At 61.8% G+C, this 17292-nt stretch carries 16 protein-coding genes and 1 pseudogene; 5 read left to right on the top strand and 12 right to left on the bottom strand.

The window, feature by feature from the left end; all coding sequences use genetic code 11:
• Nucleotides 1–18: 18 nt before the first annotated feature.
• Nucleotides 19–720 (top strand): fumarylacetoacetate hydrolase family protein, encoded by a 702-nt coding sequence (locus tag WJU18_RS16965; RefSeq protein ID WP_423454136.1) that lies wholly within the window; start codon nucleotides 19–21, stop codon nucleotides 718–720.
• A 5-nt stretch (nucleotides 721–725) separates the two neighbouring features.
• Nucleotides 726–1367 (top strand): maleylacetoacetate isomerase, encoded by a 642-nt coding sequence (maiA, locus tag WJU18_RS16960; RefSeq protein ID WP_423454134.1) that lies wholly within the window; start codon nucleotides 726–728, stop codon nucleotides 1365–1367.
• A 19-nt stretch (nucleotides 1368–1386) separates the two neighbouring features.
• Here maiA and WJU18_RS16955 read toward each other — a convergent pair whose 3' ends face one another.
• From WJU18_RS16955 to WJU18_RS16940, 4 genes are read right to left on the bottom strand one after another with little or no spacing between them, the layout of a single operon-like run.
• The gene (locus tag WJU18_RS16955) at nucleotides 1387–2328 is read right to left on the bottom strand and encodes an MBL fold metallo-hydrolase (protein ID WP_423454132.1); all 942 of its coding nucleotides are present in this window, start codon (nucleotides 2326–2328) and stop codon (nucleotides 1387–1389) included.
• 10 nt (nucleotides 2329–2338) lie between these two features.
• Nucleotides 2339–3292, bottom strand: a complete 954-nt coding sequence (locus WJU18_RS16950; protein ID WP_423454130.1) for a pseudouridine synthase — start codon at nucleotides 3290–3292, stop codon at nucleotides 2339–2341.
• A gap of 29 nt (nucleotides 3293–3321) precedes the next feature.
• Nucleotides 3322–4056: a tRNA (guanosine(46)-N7)-methyltransferase TrmB gene (trmB, locus tag WJU18_RS16945; RefSeq protein WP_423454129.1), complete on the bottom strand. Its 735-nt coding sequence runs from the start codon at nucleotides 4054–4056 to the stop codon at nucleotides 3322–3324.
• Nucleotides 4053–4946, bottom strand: a complete 894-nt coding sequence (locus tag WJU18_RS16940) for an inositol monophosphatase family protein (RefSeq protein ID WP_423454128.1) — start codon at nucleotides 4944–4946, stop codon at nucleotides 4053–4055. Before WJU18_RS16940 ends, trmB begins: the two co-directional genes overlap by 4 nt.
• 118 nt (nucleotides 4947–5064) lie before the next feature.
• Here WJU18_RS16940 and greB point away from each other — a divergent pair.
• Nucleotides 5065–5627 (top strand): annotated as a pseudogene (gene greB / locus WJU18_RS16935) (transcription elongation factor GreB).
• A gap of 34 nt (nucleotides 5628–5661) precedes the next feature.
• Here greB and WJU18_RS16930 read toward each other — a convergent pair.
• The 3 genes from WJU18_RS16930 to WJU18_RS16920 form a co-directional block, all read right to left on the bottom strand.
• On the bottom strand, nucleotides 5662–6657 hold the full coding sequence (locus WJU18_RS16930) for a Bug family tripartite tricarboxylate transporter substrate binding protein (protein WP_423454126.1): 996 nt from the start codon (nucleotides 6655–6657) through the stop codon (nucleotides 5662–5664).
• A gap of 68 nt (nucleotides 6658–6725) precedes the next feature.
• Nucleotides 6726–7718 carry an ornithine cyclodeaminase family protein gene (locus WJU18_RS16925; protein WP_423454124.1) on the bottom strand — a complete coding sequence of 331 codons (993 nt, stop codon included), beginning with the start codon at nucleotides 7716–7718 and terminating at the stop codon, nucleotides 6726–6728.
• A 21-nt stretch (nucleotides 7719–7739) separates the two neighbouring features.
• A complete protein-coding gene (locus WJU18_RS16920) occupies nucleotides 7740–8942 on the bottom strand; it encodes a hypothetical protein (protein ID WP_423454122.1) in 1203 nt (400 codons plus the stop codon).
• 97 nt (nucleotides 8943–9039) lie between these two features.
• On the opposite strand from WJU18_RS16920, the gene WJU18_RS16915 reads away from it, so the two are divergent.
• A complete protein-coding gene (locus WJU18_RS16915) occupies nucleotides 9040–9960 on the top strand; it encodes a LysR substrate-binding domain-containing protein (RefSeq protein WP_423454120.1) in 921 nt (306 codons plus the stop codon).
• Between the two features lie 26 nt (nucleotides 9961–9986).
• On the opposite strand, the gene WJU18_RS16910 is transcribed toward WJU18_RS16915, so the two are convergent.
• The 5 genes from WJU18_RS16910 to WJU18_RS16890 form a co-directional block, all read right to left on the bottom strand.
• A complete protein-coding gene (locus tag WJU18_RS16910) occupies nucleotides 9987–10469 on the bottom strand; it encodes a type III secretion system chaperone (protein WP_423454118.1) in 483 nt (160 codons plus the stop codon).
• Nucleotides 10470–10483: 14 nt separating this feature from the next.
• Nucleotides 10484–11065 (bottom strand): hypothetical protein, encoded by a 582-nt coding sequence (locus tag WJU18_RS16905; RefSeq protein WP_423454116.1) that lies wholly within the window; start codon nucleotides 11063–11065, stop codon nucleotides 10484–10486.
• 44 nt (nucleotides 11066–11109) lie between these two features.
• Entirely contained in the window at nucleotides 11110–13395 is a 2286-nt protein-coding gene (locus tag WJU18_RS16900) for a hypothetical protein (RefSeq protein ID WP_423454114.1), read from the bottom strand.
• A gap of 159 nt (nucleotides 13396–13554) precedes the next feature.
• The gene (locus WJU18_RS16895; RefSeq protein WP_423454112.1) at nucleotides 13555–15807 is read right to left on the bottom strand and encodes a RelA/SpoT family protein; all 2253 of its coding nucleotides are present in this window, start codon (nucleotides 15805–15807) and stop codon (nucleotides 13555–13557) included.
• Nucleotides 15808–15883: 76 nt separating this feature from the next.
• Nucleotides 15884–16666 carry an NAD-dependent protein deacetylase gene (locus tag WJU18_RS16890; RefSeq protein WP_423454110.1) on the bottom strand — a complete coding sequence of 261 codons (783 nt, stop codon included), beginning with the start codon at nucleotides 16664–16666 and terminating at the stop codon, nucleotides 15884–15886.
• A 176-nt stretch (nucleotides 16667–16842) separates the two neighbouring features.
• Between WJU18_RS16890 and WJU18_RS16885 the strand changes: the two genes are divergently transcribed.
• Nucleotides 16843–17256, top strand: coding sequence for a VOC family protein (locus WJU18_RS16885; RefSeq protein WP_423454108.1), 414 nt, complete (start codon nucleotides 16843–16845; stop codon nucleotides 17254–17256).
• Nucleotides 17257–17292 lie beyond the last annotated feature (36 nt).

Raw genomic sequence — 17292 nt, 5'->3', positions numbered from 1 at the left:
TTTTCACGAGCATTCCACATGAGCCAATACCTGTTCCCCCCTCCCGCCATTCAATCCCTGCCGATCCGCGGCAAGGCCGAGCGCTTCGCCATCAACCGCCTGTTCTTCGTCGGCCGCAACTACCATGCGCACGCCGTCGAGATGGGCAAACCCGTGGACAAAACGGTAGAGCGGCCTTTCTATTTCACCAAGGCGCCACAGACGCTCGTGCAAAGCGGCGCCACCGTGGCCTATCCGCCGGAGACGGCCAACTACCATTACGAAATGGAACTGGTGCTGGCCGTGGGCAAGGCCGGTTTTCGCGTCAGTGCCGAAAACGCGCACGAAATCATCTATGGCTATGCCGCTGGCCTGGATATGACGCGCCGCGACCTGCAACTGGTGGCCAGGGACAAGGGCCGGCCCTGGGATCTGGGCAAGGACATCGAAGATGGTTCGGTGTGCAGCGAAATCGTCCCCATGGAAGGCGTGGTGATCGGCCAGGGTGCCGTCAAGCTGGAGGTCAACGGTGAGACCAGACAATCGTCCAACGTCGACAAACTGATCTGGGACATCCGGGAGATCATTGCCGATCTGTCGCTCTTCTATCATTTGCAGCCTGGCGATCTGATCTACACCGGCACCCCTGAAGGCGTGGGTCCGGTGGTCGCTGGCGACAAGATCACCGGCCGTGTCGAAGGCGTGGCTGAAGTGAGCCTGGCCATCGGCAACGCCGAATGAGTGCCATGAAGCTCCACAACTTCTGGCGCAGCGGTACGTCGCACCGCACCCGTATTGCACTCCATCTCAAGGGGCTGAGCTACGAGTATCTGGCGGTGCACCTGGGCAAGGAGGCGCACCTCACGGAGGCCTTCAAGGCGCTCAATCCGCAGCAACTGGTGCCAGCGCTGGAGGTGGACGGCAAGCAGGTGCTGATCCAGTCACCCGCCATCATCGAATGGCTGGAGGAGAAATACCCCACACCGGCGCTTCTGCCGGCCGATGCCGATGCGCGTGCCCGAGTCCGGGCGCTTGCCGCTATCGTGGGTTGCGATGTGCATCCGATCAACAACCGCCGCATCCTCGAGTATCTGCGCAAGAGTTTTGGGGCTGATGAAGCGGCTGTCAATGCCTGGTGCGGTACGTGGATCACAACCGGCTTCGATGCCTACGAGGCACTGCTGGCAGCGGACACCCGCCGCGGACGCTTCAGCTTTGGAGATGCACCCACCCTGGCCGATGTGTACCTGATTCCCCAGGTCGAAAGTGCGCGGCGGTTCCGGGTGGGTCTTGCGCGCTGGCCTCTCATCAGCGCGGTGGACAAGGCCTGCGGGGAGCTTGAGGCGTTCCGTCTTTCGGAGCCCGCCAGGCAGCCTGACGCGGCTTGATTCCGCAATGGAACGGTAACTAGCTGCCGTTCAGCACGTGCGTCGCAGTGCGGCGCAGCACGCCTTTGTCGAACAGGGATTCCATCAGCATGTGGAGCCACTCCTCACGGGACAGGTCCGGCCTGTGCTGCTGGTGCAACAAGGGCATTAAAGGCATGGCATTCAGCCAGGCTTTGAAGTCCGCGTGGGGAATGCTTTCAAAATCCATCATCTGGTATTTGATCATCACCTTCGCGGCATAGAGCGCATGCTGCGCCGGGTGCGCCTTGAAATAATCGATGCGCTGCCGTGAGGACGCGAGAGCCGCCTCAATGGCTCCGCCTTCACGCGCGAACGGCGCTCCATGGCCAGGAATCACCACGCGGGGCGCCAATTGCTCGATCAGCGTCAGCGTATCGGTGAAAGTGTCGAAGCCATCGGAACCCTCGATATAGGGAAAGATCACTCCCACGCCGTTTTCCCACATGGCATCGCCGGAAATCAGCAGGCCGTGAAGGGGTTCGAAGAACAGGACAGCCAGCGCATCATGGCCCGGCGCCGCGTGAATCTGCCAATCGTAGTTGCCAAGCCGCACGGTATCGCCAGGCACCAGAGCGCTGCTGGCGGTGAACCGGTCGCAGCGCTGGCCGGTGCCGCCGAAGGTGAGGGCATCTTCGTCCCAGGCCTGCACGTGAGGCAAGGATTCCACGGGGGCCCATGTATGGGCGGAAGGCCAGGCGGCCTGGAGTTGGCCGGTGCCGCCGCAGTGGTCGCTATGCAGATGGGTATGCGCGATGGTGGCCAGGGGGCGATCACCCAGCAACTCGCGCACCAGGGCGACCGTCTGGGGCGCGTGCTTGGTGTGCCCGGTGTCAATCACGGCGGGGGTATCGCCCAGGCAGACGATGTTGTTGGATGAGAGCCAACCGCGCTCCAGCATGCGCAGATCATCCGGTAACAGCGAGGGGGCTTGCGGCGTCATCTTGAATGCATTATCGAACGGGACGTGCTGCGTCTGTCGCTTCCGCCGTTGCCAGGTTCAGTTTGAGCCCTGAGTTGAACTCATGCCTTTGCCCTGTCAGCGGGTCCTTGAAAGCCAGATGGCTGGCCAAGAGCTGCAAGGGCGTATCCGTGTCGTCGGGGTCTCCAGGGCCGTGCCGCACCTCCGGGTAAAACGAATCGCCCATGATCGGCACACCAAGCGCGGCCATATGGATCCGCAACTGATGGCGCTGCCCGGTGAGCGGATACAGCTTGTAATGGGCCAAGGCGCCACGGACGGCGGCCAGCTCGATCCGGGTATGGCTGTTGGGCTGGCCGGGCGCCTCGTGCGAGAGAAAAAAGCGTTCCGGCTCGGCTTCGATGCGGCTGTCACGGGTGCAAGGCAAAGCAAGCTCGGGGCGATAGGGCGCGATGGCCTCGTACATCTTTTCAACTGCCCGCTCCCGGAACAGCCCTTGATAGGCCGCGCGCGTGGCCGGTTGCACGGCAAAGGCCACCAGCCCGGCGGTTTCACGGTCGATGCGGTGAATGGGACTCAGGTGCGCCAATCCCAAGCGGCGTTTCAGCCGCACCAGCAGGCTTCGGTGCAGGAAGCGCCCGCTGGGTGTTACCGGCATGAAATGCGGCTTGTCTGCCACCACCAGCCACTCGTCCTGGAACACGATAGCCTCGCTCTGTGGGGCTTCAGGCTCATCCGGCAGATAGCGGTAGTAATGCAGGCGCTGGCCTGCCCGGCAAGCGGCGGTGGCGGCGACGGGCTTCCCGTCGTCGCCCAGCACGTCGCCCGCGGCCAACCGGGCAGCCCAATCATCAGGGCTCAGGACAGGCAGCCGCGCAGCCAGGAATTCCAGCACCGTCGGCCAGGGGCCTGCCGGCACGGCCACGGCGCTGGGGCTCACGCCGTCGCGTACAGGAAGATCGAGCGGGCGCGGGGCGTGGGCCATCTACCGGGGCAGGTATTTTCCGGCGCTGTTCAGCGCTTGCGAAATACCAGATCCCACACGCCGTGCCCGAGCTTCAAGCCGCGCAATTCGAATTTGGTGAGCGGGCGGTATTCTGGCTTGGGCGCGTAATCCTGCGCGGTGTTGGCGAGCAAGGGGTCTTCGCCCAGCACGGCCAGCATCTGCTCGGCATAAGGTTGCCAATCGGTGGCGCAGTGCAGGTAGCCTCCGGGCTTGAGGCGTGCGGCCAGTTCATGCACGAAAGGCGGCTGGATCAGGCGCCGCTTGTGATGGCGCTTCTTGTGCCAGGGATCGGGGAAGAAGATGTGGATGCCGTCCAGAGAGGCGGGGGCGATCATTTTCGCCAGCACTTCCACCGCATCGTGCTGCACGATACGGATGTTTTCCACGCCTTGTTCACCCATGGTCTTCAGCAGTGCGCCGACGCCAGGTTCATGAACTTCGCACCCGATGAACAGGGTTTCAGGTTGGAGTGCGGCGATGTGCGCGGTGGCCGCTCCCATCCCGAAGCCGATTTCGAGCACGACTCGGGTGTAGGGCTTGCCCTCGGCGCTTGCTTTCGAGGTGCACGCAGCTGCCAGATCAGGCGTGTTCGGGTCGAAAGCCAGCACATAGCGCGGCCCAAGGTCGGCCAAGGCGCGGGCCTGGCCGGTCGTGGTGCGCCCGGCACGGGTCACGAAGCTGCGGACAGCGCGCGGGTAGGGCGTGTTGGCGGGAACCCCTGTGGGCTCGTCTCCTTCCGTCATGCCTGGTCGGCTCCTTCAGAGGGCTCTTCGGTATCGGAGGCTGCGGGCTCCGAGGGAGTGCCGGCCGGCAAGGACGCTGCATTGAACTTGGAGTATTTGCGCAACAAGCCGACCAAGTGGCCATAGATGCGGGGATTGGCGGCCAGGCACTCCTGTTGTTCGATGAACTCGGCCTCGCCGGTGAAATTGCCGATCAGCCCGCCCGCCTCGGTCACCAGCAGGGAGCCCGCGGCCACATCCCAGGGCTTCAGACCGGTCTCGAAATAGCCATCGGTATAGCCTGCGGCCACATAGGCGAGATCGAGCGCAGCCGCGCCCGGGCGGCGCAGTCCGGCGGTGCGCTGCATGACATCGGACATCATCTTCAGGTAGGTGGGGAAATCATCGCCCTTGCGGAAGGGAAAGCCGGTGGCGATCAGGCTCTGGTTGAGCTGGGTGCGTTTGCTCACGCGGATGCGCCGTTCATTGAGGTAGGCGCCGCGTCCGCGGGTGGCGGTGAACAGATCATTGCGAGTGGGATCGTAGACCACGGCCTGCTCGATACGCCCGCGCACGGAAAGGGCGATGCTGACGCAATAGACGGGAAAGCCGTGGATGAAGTTGGTGGTGCCATCGAGGGGATCGATGATCCAGATGTGATCGGAGGTCTGGTTGCCATGGGTGCGCCCGGACTCCTCGGCATGGATGGCATGCTGCGGGTAGGCGGTCAGCAGGGTCTCGATGATGGCAGCTTCGCTGGCGTGATCGACCTCGGTGACGAAGTCATTGACCTGTTTCTGGGAGATGCGCACGGCTTCGACATCGAGCGCGGCGCGGTTGATGATGGCGCCAGCGGCGCGTGCGGCCCGGATGGCCACATTGAGCATGGGGTGCAGGGTGGAGGAGGACATGGCTTGTAAGAAGAACGTATTCAAGAACGCATGCGCGTCCCGGCTGCGCGCGCGATGACGGCAGCCAAAACGCCGATTTTCCCACGGATACCGTATCCCGGTTAGCATGACGGTCGATATGAGCAAGGCATTTACCCGCGAATCCGACGGAGAAGACGAAGATGATGAGGGTGGCGGCTCCAGCGCGCCGCTGCCGGCAGGTACCCGCAACTACATGACCCCGCAGGGGTTTGCCCGCCTGCGTGCCGAGTTGCTGACCTTGCTGGACGATGAACGCCCCAAAATCGTGGAGACGGTGCATTGGGCGGCCAAGAATGGCGACCGGTCGGAGAACGGCGATTATCTCTATGGAAAAAAGCGCTTGCGCGAGATCGATCGGCGCGTGCGTTTTTTGACCAAGCGCCTGGAAATCGCGGAAGTGACCGATCCGAGTCTCCACCACGGCGGCGAACAAGTGTTCTTCGGCGCAACCGTGACCTATGTCGAAGACGACGGCACCGAGCGCACGGTCACGATCAAGGGAATTGACGAGGCGCAGAGCCAGCAAGGCGAAGTGAGCTGGGTTTCCCCATCGCCCGTACTCTGCTGCGTTCGCGCGTGGGCGACGTATTAAGGCTGGAAACTCCGGCCGGAGCCAGAGAGATCGAGGTGCTCAGCGTGGAGTACCCCGCGCCGGTCTAGAGCGTTTCTAGTGGTCAATATCTACGCAGGTTACTTATTCGGCCTTGATGCCGGCCTTGCGGATGACGTCGCCAAGCCGTTGGCCTTCCTGCTGGATATAGTCCGCGAACTGCGCCGGCGTATTGCCCACGGACTCCATGCCTTGCGCGGCCAATAGGTCCTCTACATCCTGGCTTCTGACAATCGCGGTGATATTGGACTGAAGTTTGTCAATGATCGCCGCCGGGGTGTGGGCGGGCGCCAGCAGCGCCAGCGGGCCGGGCGCTTCGGAGCGCGGGAATCCCTGCTCCCCAACAGTCTTCACCTCAGGCAGCAAATTGGATCGCTTCGGGCCGGCAATGGCCAGCGGGCGCAGTTTCCCGCTCTTGATGAAGGGGAGGGCGCTCGAAGTGGCCGCGGACATGCACTGAACCTGTCCGCCCAATACGTCGCTCATCGCCGGTTGAGTGCCTTTGTAGGGAACCTTGACGACATCAATGCCGGTTTCAAGTTGCAGGAGTTCAACCGCCAGGTGGCCTGTACCACCCACCCCTGAATGAGCCCAGCTGATTTTGCCCGGGTTTTTTCTCGCATACTCGACAAGTTCCTTCAGATCGTGCACGGGTACCTGGGAGCCGCATAGAAACAGCAACTGGGCTTGGGCCGCTACCGTGATGGGCGCAAAATCTTTCACCGAGTCGTAAGGGAGCTTCACAAAGAGGTAGGGATTGATGATGTGCTGGACCGTGGCGACCAGGATGGTGTAGCCATCGGGCGCCGAGTGCGCGACGGCGTTGGTGGCGATCGTAGAGCCCGCGCCCGGCCGGTTTTCGACGATGATCGGCTGCCCCAGGCTCTTCCCCAGCCGCTCGGAGAGCGTTCTGGCGACCAGATCCGTTGGGCCGCCGGCTGTCTGGGCAACGATGAAGCGTATCGGCCGAGCTGGGTAATCTTTCGCGGCGTCCTGTGCGTGGCTGGCAGGTACTGCGGCAAAGATGCCGCAAGCCATGGCCAAGAGCGCGCGCGCCATTTGGGGTCGCAGATGGGTCATTGGTTTGTCTCCGGTCGTTGGTCTTGGTCTGTCTTCATGAGCCCGGCAGGCATACGGGATCGTGCGCCTCAGCTGAGCTGCTGGCCGATTCCGGCCTCACGGGCGCGTTCGATCAGCAGGCGGGACAGGCTCATGTATTCGAAAGCGGTGCCTCCCGAGCAGAACATCGTCACTTCATGGGCGCTGCGCCTGCCGGGCACGCGTCCGGCCAGCACAGCGCCGAGTTCTCCGGCGATATGGCTGGCGTCGAGCGCACCCTCCTGGATCGGAAGGAGAATCTCGCCCTTTTCTTCCAGCGCTTGCTCAAGCGAATCCACCACCAGGCGCGAGCGCAGAACGGCCGCCGTGTCTACTTCGCGCGCGGATGGTGCGTGCTGCCCCATGACGTTGCAATGCGCGCCTTCTGGAAGCCAGGCGCCCTCCAACACAGGCACGGGCGAGGTGGTCATGGTGGTCACGACGTCTGCTTCAGCCACTGCGGCGCGTGCCGAGTTCGCGGCCTGCACCGGAATGCCCGAGGCCGTGCTCGCCCGGGCGCAGAAGCTTGCCAGCCGGTCTGGATCCCGGCTGAAACAACGAACTTCATCGAGCGGGAGCACCTCGGCCATGAAGGTCAACTGTTCCAGCGCATAGCTGCCGGTTCCGATCAAGGCCATGCGGCGCGCGCCAGGGCGGGCGAGAGCCCGCGCGGCGACAGTGGCGGTGGAAGCGGTTTTCCAGACGCTCACATGCTTGCTGTTGATGACGCCCAGCATATCGCCAGACTCGCCGCTGAACACGGTGATCCACATGTTGACGCTCCCCGGTTGGAAGTGCGTCGAATAGATGGATGCGCCCATGACCTTGCTGTCCTGCATATAGGCCGCACTGAGTTTCAGCGCGCGGGCGCGTGGCTCCTTGTGTTGCGCTGAAGCCCACAGGATCCGGCGCGGCAGCGCTTCGACGCTGCCTCGTCCGTGCTCCTCGAAGGCCTGGGCGACGACGTCGACGCATTCCCTGGCCGTGACGATGCGCCGTGCGAAGAGAGTCTGAAGGTCGGAAGGTCCCAGGTAGATGCTCATCTATGGTTTTCCTGAATCCGTTCAGACAGGCCAGTTTTGCAGCAGATCGACGGGTTCGCCGTACCGGGCAGCCAAGGCGACGACGTCTTCGTCGCGGAGCGCCTCCAGGAATCCGGCCGTCACCAGCCGCTGGTCGTTGGCATCCACCGTGGTGTCGAAGCTCACCAGATCGACATGGACTGGCGGCTCTTCCCACTGGGGAAGCATGCGCTTGATGTAGTCGGCTGGCTGAGTCAGATCAATGCCATAGTGAAGGGCGCCTGGGGAGTTTGATCCAGCCGGGTAGATCAGATGCCGAGGCCACTTGGGGTTGAAGCCGCAACCTAATTCAATCAACTCGCCGCCGATCAGCATCTCGCGCAGAACCTCGGCATCGTGGGATTCACCGGAGACTTCCACCACTCGATTGTCCTCAAAGCGCACGCCGATGCGTTCCCTGAAAGGCTGTGCGAATCCAACCGCCCATTGTGCATATAGAGTGCCATGCGATTTGAAATTTCGCCCCGCATCCGGACTGATGAAGAGTGGGTCGAACAAGTTGGGGCCGTGGGTGGGCAGGTAGTGAACGTAGGAGCCCGGGTTTGTCGCCAGTACTTCGCCGCGCCAACGGTTGCTGTCCAGAGTCCGGTCAATCATTGCCGCGGTCAGGGGGATTCTCAGGTCGCTGCCGCGCGAATCCGTGAAGCGCAATTCGCAGTCGACGTTCCGGGGAAAGCGCCGCGCGGTTGCGCGCACGATTTCGCCAACGAGCTCGGTGGGGAAGCGGGCCTGAGGGGTCTTGAGCAGATCCAGGTTGCGGAAAAAGGTGATCTTGACCCACCGCTGCCCTTTTTCCCGGCGCAAGCGGATGCAGTAGGGATCCATGACCGAGCAGTACCAGGTCGAGACCACAAAGCTTGCCTTGTCGAGTATGGGCTTTATATCCTCGGGAATGGCCAGGACATTGGTGGTTGGCATGGTCACCGTGATGGGTTCTATGCCGTGGGCGGCCGCCAGGCCGGTGATCGCCGAGACGACGCGGGGGTCAAGCAGCTTGTCGGTCAACAGGACCAATGAGTCCCCGGGCTTGAAATCGAAGGTGTGGACGAAGTTGCTGACCGCGTGAAAGTAGTGCTCGATCTCGGTGCCTGGCAGCGTATGGTTGCCGGGCAGGCCTCTCCCAAGAAGATCATCGAAAGAAACCTGGATTCCGCCACTGTCAATGACCTCTGCCGTTGTTGTCATCCTGTTGTCTCTGCAAGCGTTCGAATGCAGGGAATTCTAGGAAGCGGATGCGTGAAGGGCCAATGTATTATTTCCATACCACCCATGCCTGAGATTCATGCTTCCCAAGAACTTTGATCTCAACCTGATCCGTGTTTTCCTGGCGGTCGCCCAATCTCGCAGCGTCACGGCGGCGGGAGAGCAACTCGGCCTGGCGCAGTCATCGGTCAGCCATGCGCTTGCACGGCTGCGTGTGCTATGCAATGATCAATTGTTCGTCAACACAGGGCAAGGCATGGTGCCGACGGCGGTGGCGATGAATATGCTCGAGCCTTTGGCCGAATCGCTGGACATCGCCATGCGAGCCTTCCGCGGCCAAGAGGCTTTCGACCCGGGCTCGGCGGTCCGTAACTTCAGCCTGATTCTTTCCGAGATCGGCGAGTTGAGCTATTTGCCGCTGCTGCTTGAGCAGTTCAGCCTGCTTGCACCGAATATCACGCTGCGGGTGCTCCACCTGGCGATGGGCGAGCACTATGAAGCCTTGCTGCGTGGGCATGCGGACCTCACAATCGGCACCTTTGCGGCCGACAAGCCGGGTTTCCAGGAGCAGCATCTATTCGATCAGCCCTATGTCTGCATGTTGCGCTCGGATCATCCAACGATCCGGGATTCGCTCTCCATGGAGCAGTATTTTGACGCGTTGCATATTTCCGTCGATCCACCCGGGCGCGGACCGGGCATCATAGATATTCGCCTCAAAGCCATGGGGAGGGCGCGCAAGGTTGCTCTTCGGTTACCTCATTTCCTCGCAGGGCCGCTGATCCTGAAACGGACGGACTACATCATGACCGTGCCGGCGCGAACCTGGCGCGTTCTCGGTGGCCCTTCGCACATACGTTGCCTGCCGCTGCCCTTCGAGGCGGATTTGATCTCAGCAAGATCGGTGTGGCACGAACGCTCGGAGACTGACCCCGGTCATGTCTGGCTACGCGAAACCGTACATCGTGTATTGACTGGTCCTGACTTCGTCGTCCGATGAACAGATGACTCGTGAGGTAACCCCTGTCATGCCCGAGACCGCATCAGCAACTCGGTGACACCTGCGGCGGATGCGCTGGCGCCAATGCTTGCGCTGGTATCGGCATCTGCCTTGATGAGTTGCTCCTGCCAGTCTTCAACAGCGTTGACGAAAGTTTCCACCGCGGCGCCGAAGCTTGAAATATCCATGCGCAACCAGTCAAGGGAGCGGGCCAGCACGACGTGGGGCGGCTCGTCTCCGGACAGGCTGAGGGTGCCGCCGGCTGTCTGCCGCCAGAACAGGTTGGCTTGCAGCAGGCTTTCGTAGAACGCGGGGCTGCGCATGGGGGCGAGGCCGAGGTCTGCATAGAGCCAGAGTTCGTCTTCAAGCTCGCGGTACTGCAGGTTGACAGTTATGCGGCGGTCCAGCTCAATGGCGCAACCGCCATGGGTGTCCAGCTGGAGTTCATTGAGCTTCAAGCGCAGGCCCAACTCGGCCACCAGTGCTTGCAGGCGATCAGGTGTGTTCATGGTTAGTGGAGGCTTCAAGCGGCTTGTGTGCTCAGCGTGTCAAGTTCTTCGTTGATGTGAGCCAGCATCTGCTGGGCGGGCTGCCAGGCGATGTCTTCTGGTGCCACGTCGTTCAGGCGAACCCAAGCCCAACGCGCGTCGGAAAAATGCGTCAGGACGACGACCAGCTTTTGTGTGGGATCCAGCCGGCCTTGGCCTTGCAATTGGTTCAGGCGCTCGGGCAAGGGCTGTGCCCAAGTCATGATGCGCTCGATTTCGGCCAGGGCAAGGGCCTTGTCGGTGTAGGCGCCGCCCCATGGCAGTTGAATGAACAGTGCAAGAGGCCCTGCTACCAGATAGTAATGAAAGGCCCAACTGTTGACGCCGTGGCCATCCATGGCGATGACGGCGTATTCGAGGGGAGTGGCGGGGTTTTCAGATCTCAGCCATTCGGACACATAGGCTTCCAGGGCGTAGGGGGAGGCAGCCTGTGCCCTGGTTGAGAAAACCCCATTGCGGCGCTCGCGCAGTTGCTCGGCCAGGCCGTTAGGAAGTGATGGAAAGCTGATGCCTTCGGTTCGCAGGAAGGCTTGAGCTTGAAGCAGGTCGGTGTTCATGGGGCAGGTCTCGGTGATGGCTTCACGTTTGCTCAGAAACGGCTTTAGAAACGTTTTTTCGCATAGCCCATATCGCGGGCTAAGTAGCTATTGGAGGCCTTCAGATAATGAGAAGCTTCCAGAGCAGACATGCTGTTCCATTGATCAGGTGTGAGGATTTGGTCTTGGCGCTCCAGCTTGTCGACGTGCGCCTGCATGGATTGGAGGCGCTTGATGGCGGCTTGCACTTCGGCCGGGCTGAGCTTGTCGCCAAGAGACGTTTCCAACTTTTCGGGTGTAAGGCTTCGGATGGCGGCAGCCATGCCAGTGTCGATCAGTTCGGGCATCTTCGTGCCGCGGTAGCCGTCGCGCATGGGATCGTTGCGCACGTAGCGGATGTCGTTGGCGTGCGTGGTGTTCTCGCCAAAGCATTGGTCATTGTCGATACCCGATACCTTGACTTTGGTTCGGCCTTCGCTGTCCTGCTTGAGATCGATGAAATAGTTGCCTCCGTGGCGGTCACCCTGTCCGACCAGATGGTCCAGCAACTGGAGTTTGATGATCTCACGGCGCACCTCGGGGTTTTCGAAGTGCTGGACGGAGGTATGGTGGGCGTCTGCGCCTGGAGCGCGGCCCATGACAAGCCCGACTTGCAGTTTCGTTTCGCCCGTTTTAGGGTCTTGGTGCTGGCGGGTGCCGATCTGGCAGTCAACCACCACATCGAAGCCAAGGGCTTTGGCCATGTCCTGGGTGGCCAGGTTGCGGTTGGCTATCTGGGGCTGGCTGGTGTTGATGCCGATCATGGCGGCAACCCACCCGTGCTCTTCGTTGCTCAGGGGTTTGAAAACACCATTGACGATGCCAGCAGGCCCACCGTAACGGGCGCCGTAGACCTCGTTGAAAGCGCCGCTGCCCAGGCGCGACATATCGCCCAGCCGCTGTTCATCGGTGCGCTCCATGGCGACGGTCTGGCGGGTGACGGGAATGCCCAGGCGCCGGAATTCGTCGCCGCCTTTTCTTCCCAGGCCGCTCAGTTGAAGCAGAAGTATTTCGCCTTCGTTGTAGTCACGAGTGATGCGCGCTTTTTCTTCCGGGGGGCGTTTTTCGAAATCGCTCATCATGCTGGATGCCCGTTCGCTGTCCAGCAACTCGCGGGCGTCTGCGGCTTGGTGGCGCAGCAGCCCTTTTTCCATCAGCCGCGCCATGTCCTTGAGGGAAACGCCTTCGCGGGCGAAGGCCAGAGCGTGCGATAAAGCGGCGTCTTCGGGGAGGGGAACGCCTTCTTTCAGCTCGGTCAGAACCCCGGCCAGAACCTTGTGTTCGATGGAAATCTGGGCGCGCAGATCTTGCAAGGTCTGCTTGAGCTCCTTGTTCTCCTTGTTCTGGGGGTGGGTGAGGTAGCGGTCTATGGCCTCGCTCAGCTCGCCCAGTTGCGCCAGGGCCACTTCGGCCACGCCGGCGTGGGACAGCAGGCTCGTGCCTCCGCCACGCATGTCGCAGGCATCATGGTAGGACTGAAGATTGCCGAGGATGAGCTTGTAGCCCACAGGCTGACGGGTGTAGGCGGCTTGCAGTTTCCGGTCTTCAAGGATCTCCCGGGCCTCTTTCGCCTGATCCGGCTGCAAGCCTTCGTTGAGAAGGTGTTCCATTTTTTCGAGAGACAGGCCTTCGCGTGCGAAATCCACGGCGTGCAGGAGCGTGGTGTTTTCAGGCAGGGCTTGCCCGCCTTGCATCTCGGCGAGCACGGCTTGAAGGGCGATGCGTTCGCTGGTGATCCGCTCACGCAGATCCGCCACCATTTTCCGGAATTCCGTCGTGCCGCTTTCGTGGTCGCCGGCGCGGTCTATCTCCTGAGACAGTTCATTCAGACGGACCATGGCTGTGGCGCCGTCTCGGGTGTTGCAGGCGTTGTGGTAGGCCTCCAGCCCGCCTAAAACCTTGGTCTGGACAGCCGATGCAGGGTCGCTGGGCTTGTTGCTTGAGAAGAAGCTGAGCAGCCATTCGAGAAGTGTGTTGGTCTTTGGCGGGCCGAGGCGGGCCATGGCCTGGCTGACCGACGGCAGGCGGGCGGGCTTGGCGGAAGTGGCTTCGCGCGAACTCCTGGATTCAACCAGCAACTCGGACTGTGAGGGCAGTGCGCTATAGCGAGCCAGGCGCACCAGTTTGGGGGCTGACTGGGAGGCTTGCGCCTGGCGCTCCTCCAGGGCTGGGCGTTGGGCGGGCTGGGTTTCGGGCTTGGCCGGTGGCGGGGTGATGGTTTGGGCTTGCGGCCTGGCCTCTGCGCGGGCTCCTGGCTGGCCTTTCCCGGCTGGCGGGGGGGTGACGAGAGAAGGATCGGCGCCCTGAAGCAATCTCGCTAAAAAGAGTCTTGGCTGATCGAGCGCATTCTGATGGCTTCCCGTGAACCCGCCGTGGCGGTACACAAGGTTGGTAACGCCGGCGCGCAAAGCGTTCCATCAGTTCAAAAAAGCAATGCCATCCACGATGGATGGCCCTAAGGGACTTTTGGTCTAGCTCGTGGACTTGATTCGTGAGGCCCGCAATACCGAGTGCGTGCGCTGCAGGGTTCGCAATACGGCTTCGAGATGCGTTTTGTCGCGAACCGAGATGACAAAGCGCAGATCCAGGGCGTCCTGGCCGGCTTCGTCCGTCATGCCCAGATGGACGATGTCTGCCTCGGACTCGGCCAGCGCCGCGGCCACCCGGGCCAGCACGCCCTTGCCGTTGGTGACGGTGACGACGATGCCGACTTCGAAAGTGCGTACCGGCTCATCGGCCCAGGCCACGGTGATGAAGCGCTCGGCATCCTTGTTCTGCAGGCGGCGCGCCACGGAGCAATCGTCGGTGTGAACGACAAGGCCTTCGCCGCGTCCCAGGTAGCCCACGACCCCATCCCCCGGGATCGGGCGGCAGCAGGTGGCGTATTTGACGGAGGTGTTTTCTCCGCCATCAAGCATGAAGGCTCCTTGCGAGAGATTCTCGTGCGCGGTGAAACGCTCACGGGTGAGCAGCAGGGCGTCGGGCTTGTACCCTTGCTCGGCGAGAAGCATGACAAGCCGCTTGGCGACCATGCTGGCACTGCGCTTGCCCAGGCCTATATCGGTCATCAGCTCGTCCCGGGTGCGATTGCCCGTGAAGCGCTGGAGTTTTTCCCAAAGGGGTTTTTCGGCCGACTCCGCACCAGGCAAATGGCTGACGCCTTCGGCACGCAGGGCCTGAGCCAGCAGTTTTTCGCCCAACTGGCTGGATTCATTGTGGGCCAGCGTCTTCAGGTGATGGCGGATACGCGAGCGCGCCCGGCCCGTGCGGACAAAACCGAGCCAGGCCGGATTGGGCGAAGAGACCGCGGCGGTAATGATTTCGATCACATCGCCATTGGCAAGCTCGCTGCGCAGCGGCACCTGCTCTCCGTTGACCTTGGCAGCTACCGTGTGGTCGCCGATGTTGCTGTGAATGGCATAGGCAAAATCGACGACTGTGGCGCCTTGCGGCAGCGCCATGATCTGGCCTTTCGGGGTAAAGACATACACCGCGTCGGGGAACAGATCCACGCGGATGTGGTCCCAGAACTCGGTAGCATCGCGCGTTTCGCTCTGGATATCGAGCAGCGATTGAAGCCATTGGGTGCCGAGTTGCTCGCCATGCGTGTCGTGTTCACCCACCTTGTAGAGCCAATGCGCGGCCACGCCTGACTCGGCGACCAGGTCCATGGCTTCGGTGCGTATCTGAAACTCGATATTGACGCTGGCCGGGCCGACCAGCGTGGTGTGCAGCGACTGGTAGCCGTTGATTTTCGGGATGGCGATGTAATCCTTGAACCGCCCCGGTACCGGCTTGTAGAGCTGATGCAGAAGGCCCATCGCCGTATAGCAGCTGATGACGCCGCTCAGCACCACGCGCACGCCGTAGAGGTCATTGACCTGCGCGAACGACAGGCGCTTTTCCGTCATCTTGCGGTAGATGGAATACAGCGTCTTTTCGCGCCCGATGATGCGCGCGGGCAGGCCGGCTTCAGCCAAGGTGGTTTCGAGCTCGTGCTGCACCTTCTGGATCAGGTCCCGCCGGCGATGGCGCGCGCGGCTGACGGCTTTGGACAGCACGCTGTAGCGCCAGGGCTTCAGATGCCGGAAAGCCAAGTCTTGCAGTTCCCGGTAGGTCTGGTTGAGGCCCAGGCGGTGGGCGATGGGCGCGTAGATCTCCAGGGTTTCGGTGGAAATGCGTCCCCACTTGCTGCGAGGCATGTCGGACATCGTGCGCATGTTGTGCGTGCGATCAGCCAGCTTGATAAGGATGACGCGCACGTCGCGCGCCATGGCCAGCAGCATCTTGCGGAAAGATTCCGCCTGGTTTTCCTCGCGCGTGGTGAATTGCAGCTTATCCAGCTTGGTGAGCCCGTCGACCAATTCAGCGACGGCCGATCCGAACTTTTCCACCAGATCGGATTTGGTGACGCCGCAGTCTTCCATCGCGTCGTGCAGCAGGGCCGCCATCAGCGCATGGGCATCGAGCTTCCATTCGGCACACTGGGCGGCTACCGCGATGGGGTGGGTGATATAGGGTTCGCCGCTATGGCGCAACTGGCCCAAGTGAGCGGCATCGGCAAAACGGTAGGCACGGCGCACTTGCTCGACATCGGCGGCGTCAAGATAATCAAGCCCAGCTTCCAACGCGGCAAAACTGGCCGCAGCCGCGTTGGCGGCAGCCAATTGGGGGGCTGGCGAGGGGCCAGCCGGCAGGGGCGTGGATGAAAGCACCGAACTCATCCCGCTAGCTTAACCGTTTGCGCAAAAAACATGCAAACAAGGGTGAAAACCCTGAGAACCCCGTACCGCACGTTCTTCAAGCGGGCTCAACGCTTTCCAACTGACGGATCAGCAAGGCGAGCGCTTCGTCGCAAGGTGCGTGCAACTTCACATCCAGTTCGGCATCGGCCCGGGTCACCCCCAGGTTGATGGCGGCGATCGGTATGCGCCGCGCTTTGGCTGCGTGCACGAAGCGCAGGCCTGAATACACCATGAGCGAGCTGCCTACGATCAGGAGCGCATCGCTGCGTTCCAGGCACTCCATGGCGGAGCGTACACGCGCCACTGGTACGTTTTCACCATAGAAAACGACATCAGGTTTGACGATACCACCGCAGTGAGGGCAGGGCGGTACTTCGAAGGCGGAAAAATCCACGCCTTCCAGATCGGCATCGCCATCGGGGGCCGCGCTGGCTTGCAGGGTCTGCCAGCGGGGATTGGCATGCTGCAGTGCGGCTTGCCAGTCCGCCCGGGGCCAGCGGCGGGCGCACTGCATGCAGAGTACGGTGTCGAGACGCCCATGCAGGTCCACGACCCGGTGGCTGCCAGCCTGTTGATGCAGCCCGTCGACATTCTGAGTAATGAGTTGCGCCAGGCGGCCCAGATGCTCCAGTTTCGCCAGGGCAAGGTGCGCCGCATTGGGCCGTGCCTGCTGAAACACGGGCCAACCAATCAGGCTGCGCGCCCAATAGCGCTGGCGCACGGGGAGGCCACCCATGAATTCCTGCAGCGTGACAGGCGCGGGCCGTTTCCAGGCGCCCCGCGCATCGCGGTAATCAGGAATGCCGCTTCCGGTGCTGATGCCTGCACCCGTGAGCACGGTCCAGTTTGACCGGGGGCGAGTAGTTGCAGCAAGGCTTCAATCATGGTTTTTTCAGATGGGGGATTTTGGCTGCTTGTTATTTTTACTGCATTTATGTACAGTTATTGAGTGCAAACTGCACATGCGCAATGCCCGTCCAACACACATTCAATCAACTTCAGGAGTAGCCGATCATGCTTGATCACATGACTTTCCGCGTGACCGATATCGTTCGCGCCAAGGCGTTTTACGGCGCGGCCCTCGCGCCTTTGGGCTACAGCGTCTCCTTTGAGGGTCAATATGGCGCGAACATCCTGGGGTTTGCGTACCCCGATCCTTCCGAGCCCGATGGTCAAAAAGCCGATGTGTGGTTCATTGACGGCCCTTCGCCTTATGGCGGTCCCTCTGCAACCACAGGTTGCCACCTGGCGTGGAAGGCTGCGACCCGCGCTCAGGTGGATGCTTTCTACCATGCAGCCATCGCTGCGGGTGGCAAGGACAATGGCGCCCCAGGCCTTCGGCCAGATTACCACCCACATTACTATGGAGCTTTCGTCATTGACCTGGAGGGCAACAATATCGAAGCAGTGTGCCATCAGCCCGAATGAATGGCCTGGTTAAGCGCTCCCGGTCTTGACGGAAGC

Source organism: Ottowia sp. VDI28 (assembly GCF_049532675.1).
Classification (GTDB): Bacteria; Pseudomonadota; Gammaproteobacteria; order Burkholderiales; family Burkholderiaceae_C; genus Ottowia.
The sequence above is the reverse complement of the archived record's forward strand: the minus strand, read 5'-3'. Positions and strand labels throughout refer to the sequence as shown.

Excerpts from the sequence above, each read along its gene's own strand:
- WJU18_RS16910 (WP_423454118.1), bottom strand. The coding sequence starts at position 10,469 with ATGAACACACCTGATCGCCTGCAAGCACTGGTGGCCGAGTTGGGCCTG.
- WJU18_RS16920 (WP_423454122.1), bottom strand. The coding sequence starts at position 8,942 with ATGACAACAACGGCAGAGGTCATTGACAGTGGCGGAATCCAGGTTTCT.
- WJU18_RS16955 (WP_423454132.1), bottom strand. The coding sequence starts at position 2,328 with ATGACGCCGCAAGCCCCCTCGCTGTTACCGGATGATCTGCGCATGCTG.
- WJU18_RS16940 (WP_423454128.1), bottom strand. The coding sequence starts at position 4,946 with ATGTCCTCCTCCACCCTGCACCCCATGCTCAATGTGGCCATCCGGGCC.
- WJU18_RS16965 (WP_423454136.1), top strand. The coding sequence starts at position 19 with ATGAGCCAATACCTGTTCCCCCCTCCCGCCATTCAATCCCTGCCGATC.
- WJU18_RS16915 (WP_423454120.1), top strand. The coding sequence starts at position 9,040 with ATGCTTCCCAAGAACTTTGATCTCAACCTGATCCGTGTTTTCCTGGCG.
- trmB (WP_423454129.1), bottom strand. The coding sequence starts at position 4,056 with ATGACGGAAGGAGACGAGCCCACAGGGGTTCCCGCCAACACGCCCTAC.
- WJU18_RS16895 (WP_423454112.1), bottom strand. The coding sequence starts at position 15,807 with ATGAGTTCGGTGCTTTCATCCACGCCCCTGCCGGCTGGCCCCTCGCCA.
- WJU18_RS16905 (WP_423454116.1), bottom strand. The coding sequence starts at position 11,065 with ATGAACACCGACCTGCTTCAAGCTCAAGCCTTCCTGCGAACCGAAGGC.
- WJU18_RS16930 (WP_423454126.1), bottom strand. The coding sequence starts at position 6,657 with ATGACCCATCTGCGACCCCAAATGGCGCGCGCGCTCTTGGCCATGGCT.
- WJU18_RS16925 (WP_423454124.1), bottom strand. The coding sequence starts at position 7,718 with ATGAGCATCTACCTGGGACCTTCCGACCTTCAGACTCTCTTCGCACGG.
- WJU18_RS16950 (WP_423454130.1), bottom strand. The coding sequence starts at position 3,292 with ATGGCCCACGCCCCGCGCCCGCTCGATCTTCCTGTACGCGACGGCGTG.
- maiA (WP_423454134.1), top strand. The coding sequence starts at position 726 with ATGAAGCTCCACAACTTCTGGCGCAGCGGTACGTCGCACCGCACCCGT.
- WJU18_RS16885 (WP_423454108.1), top strand. The coding sequence starts at position 16,843 with ATGCTTGATCACATGACTTTCCGCGTGACCGATATCGTTCGCGCCAAG.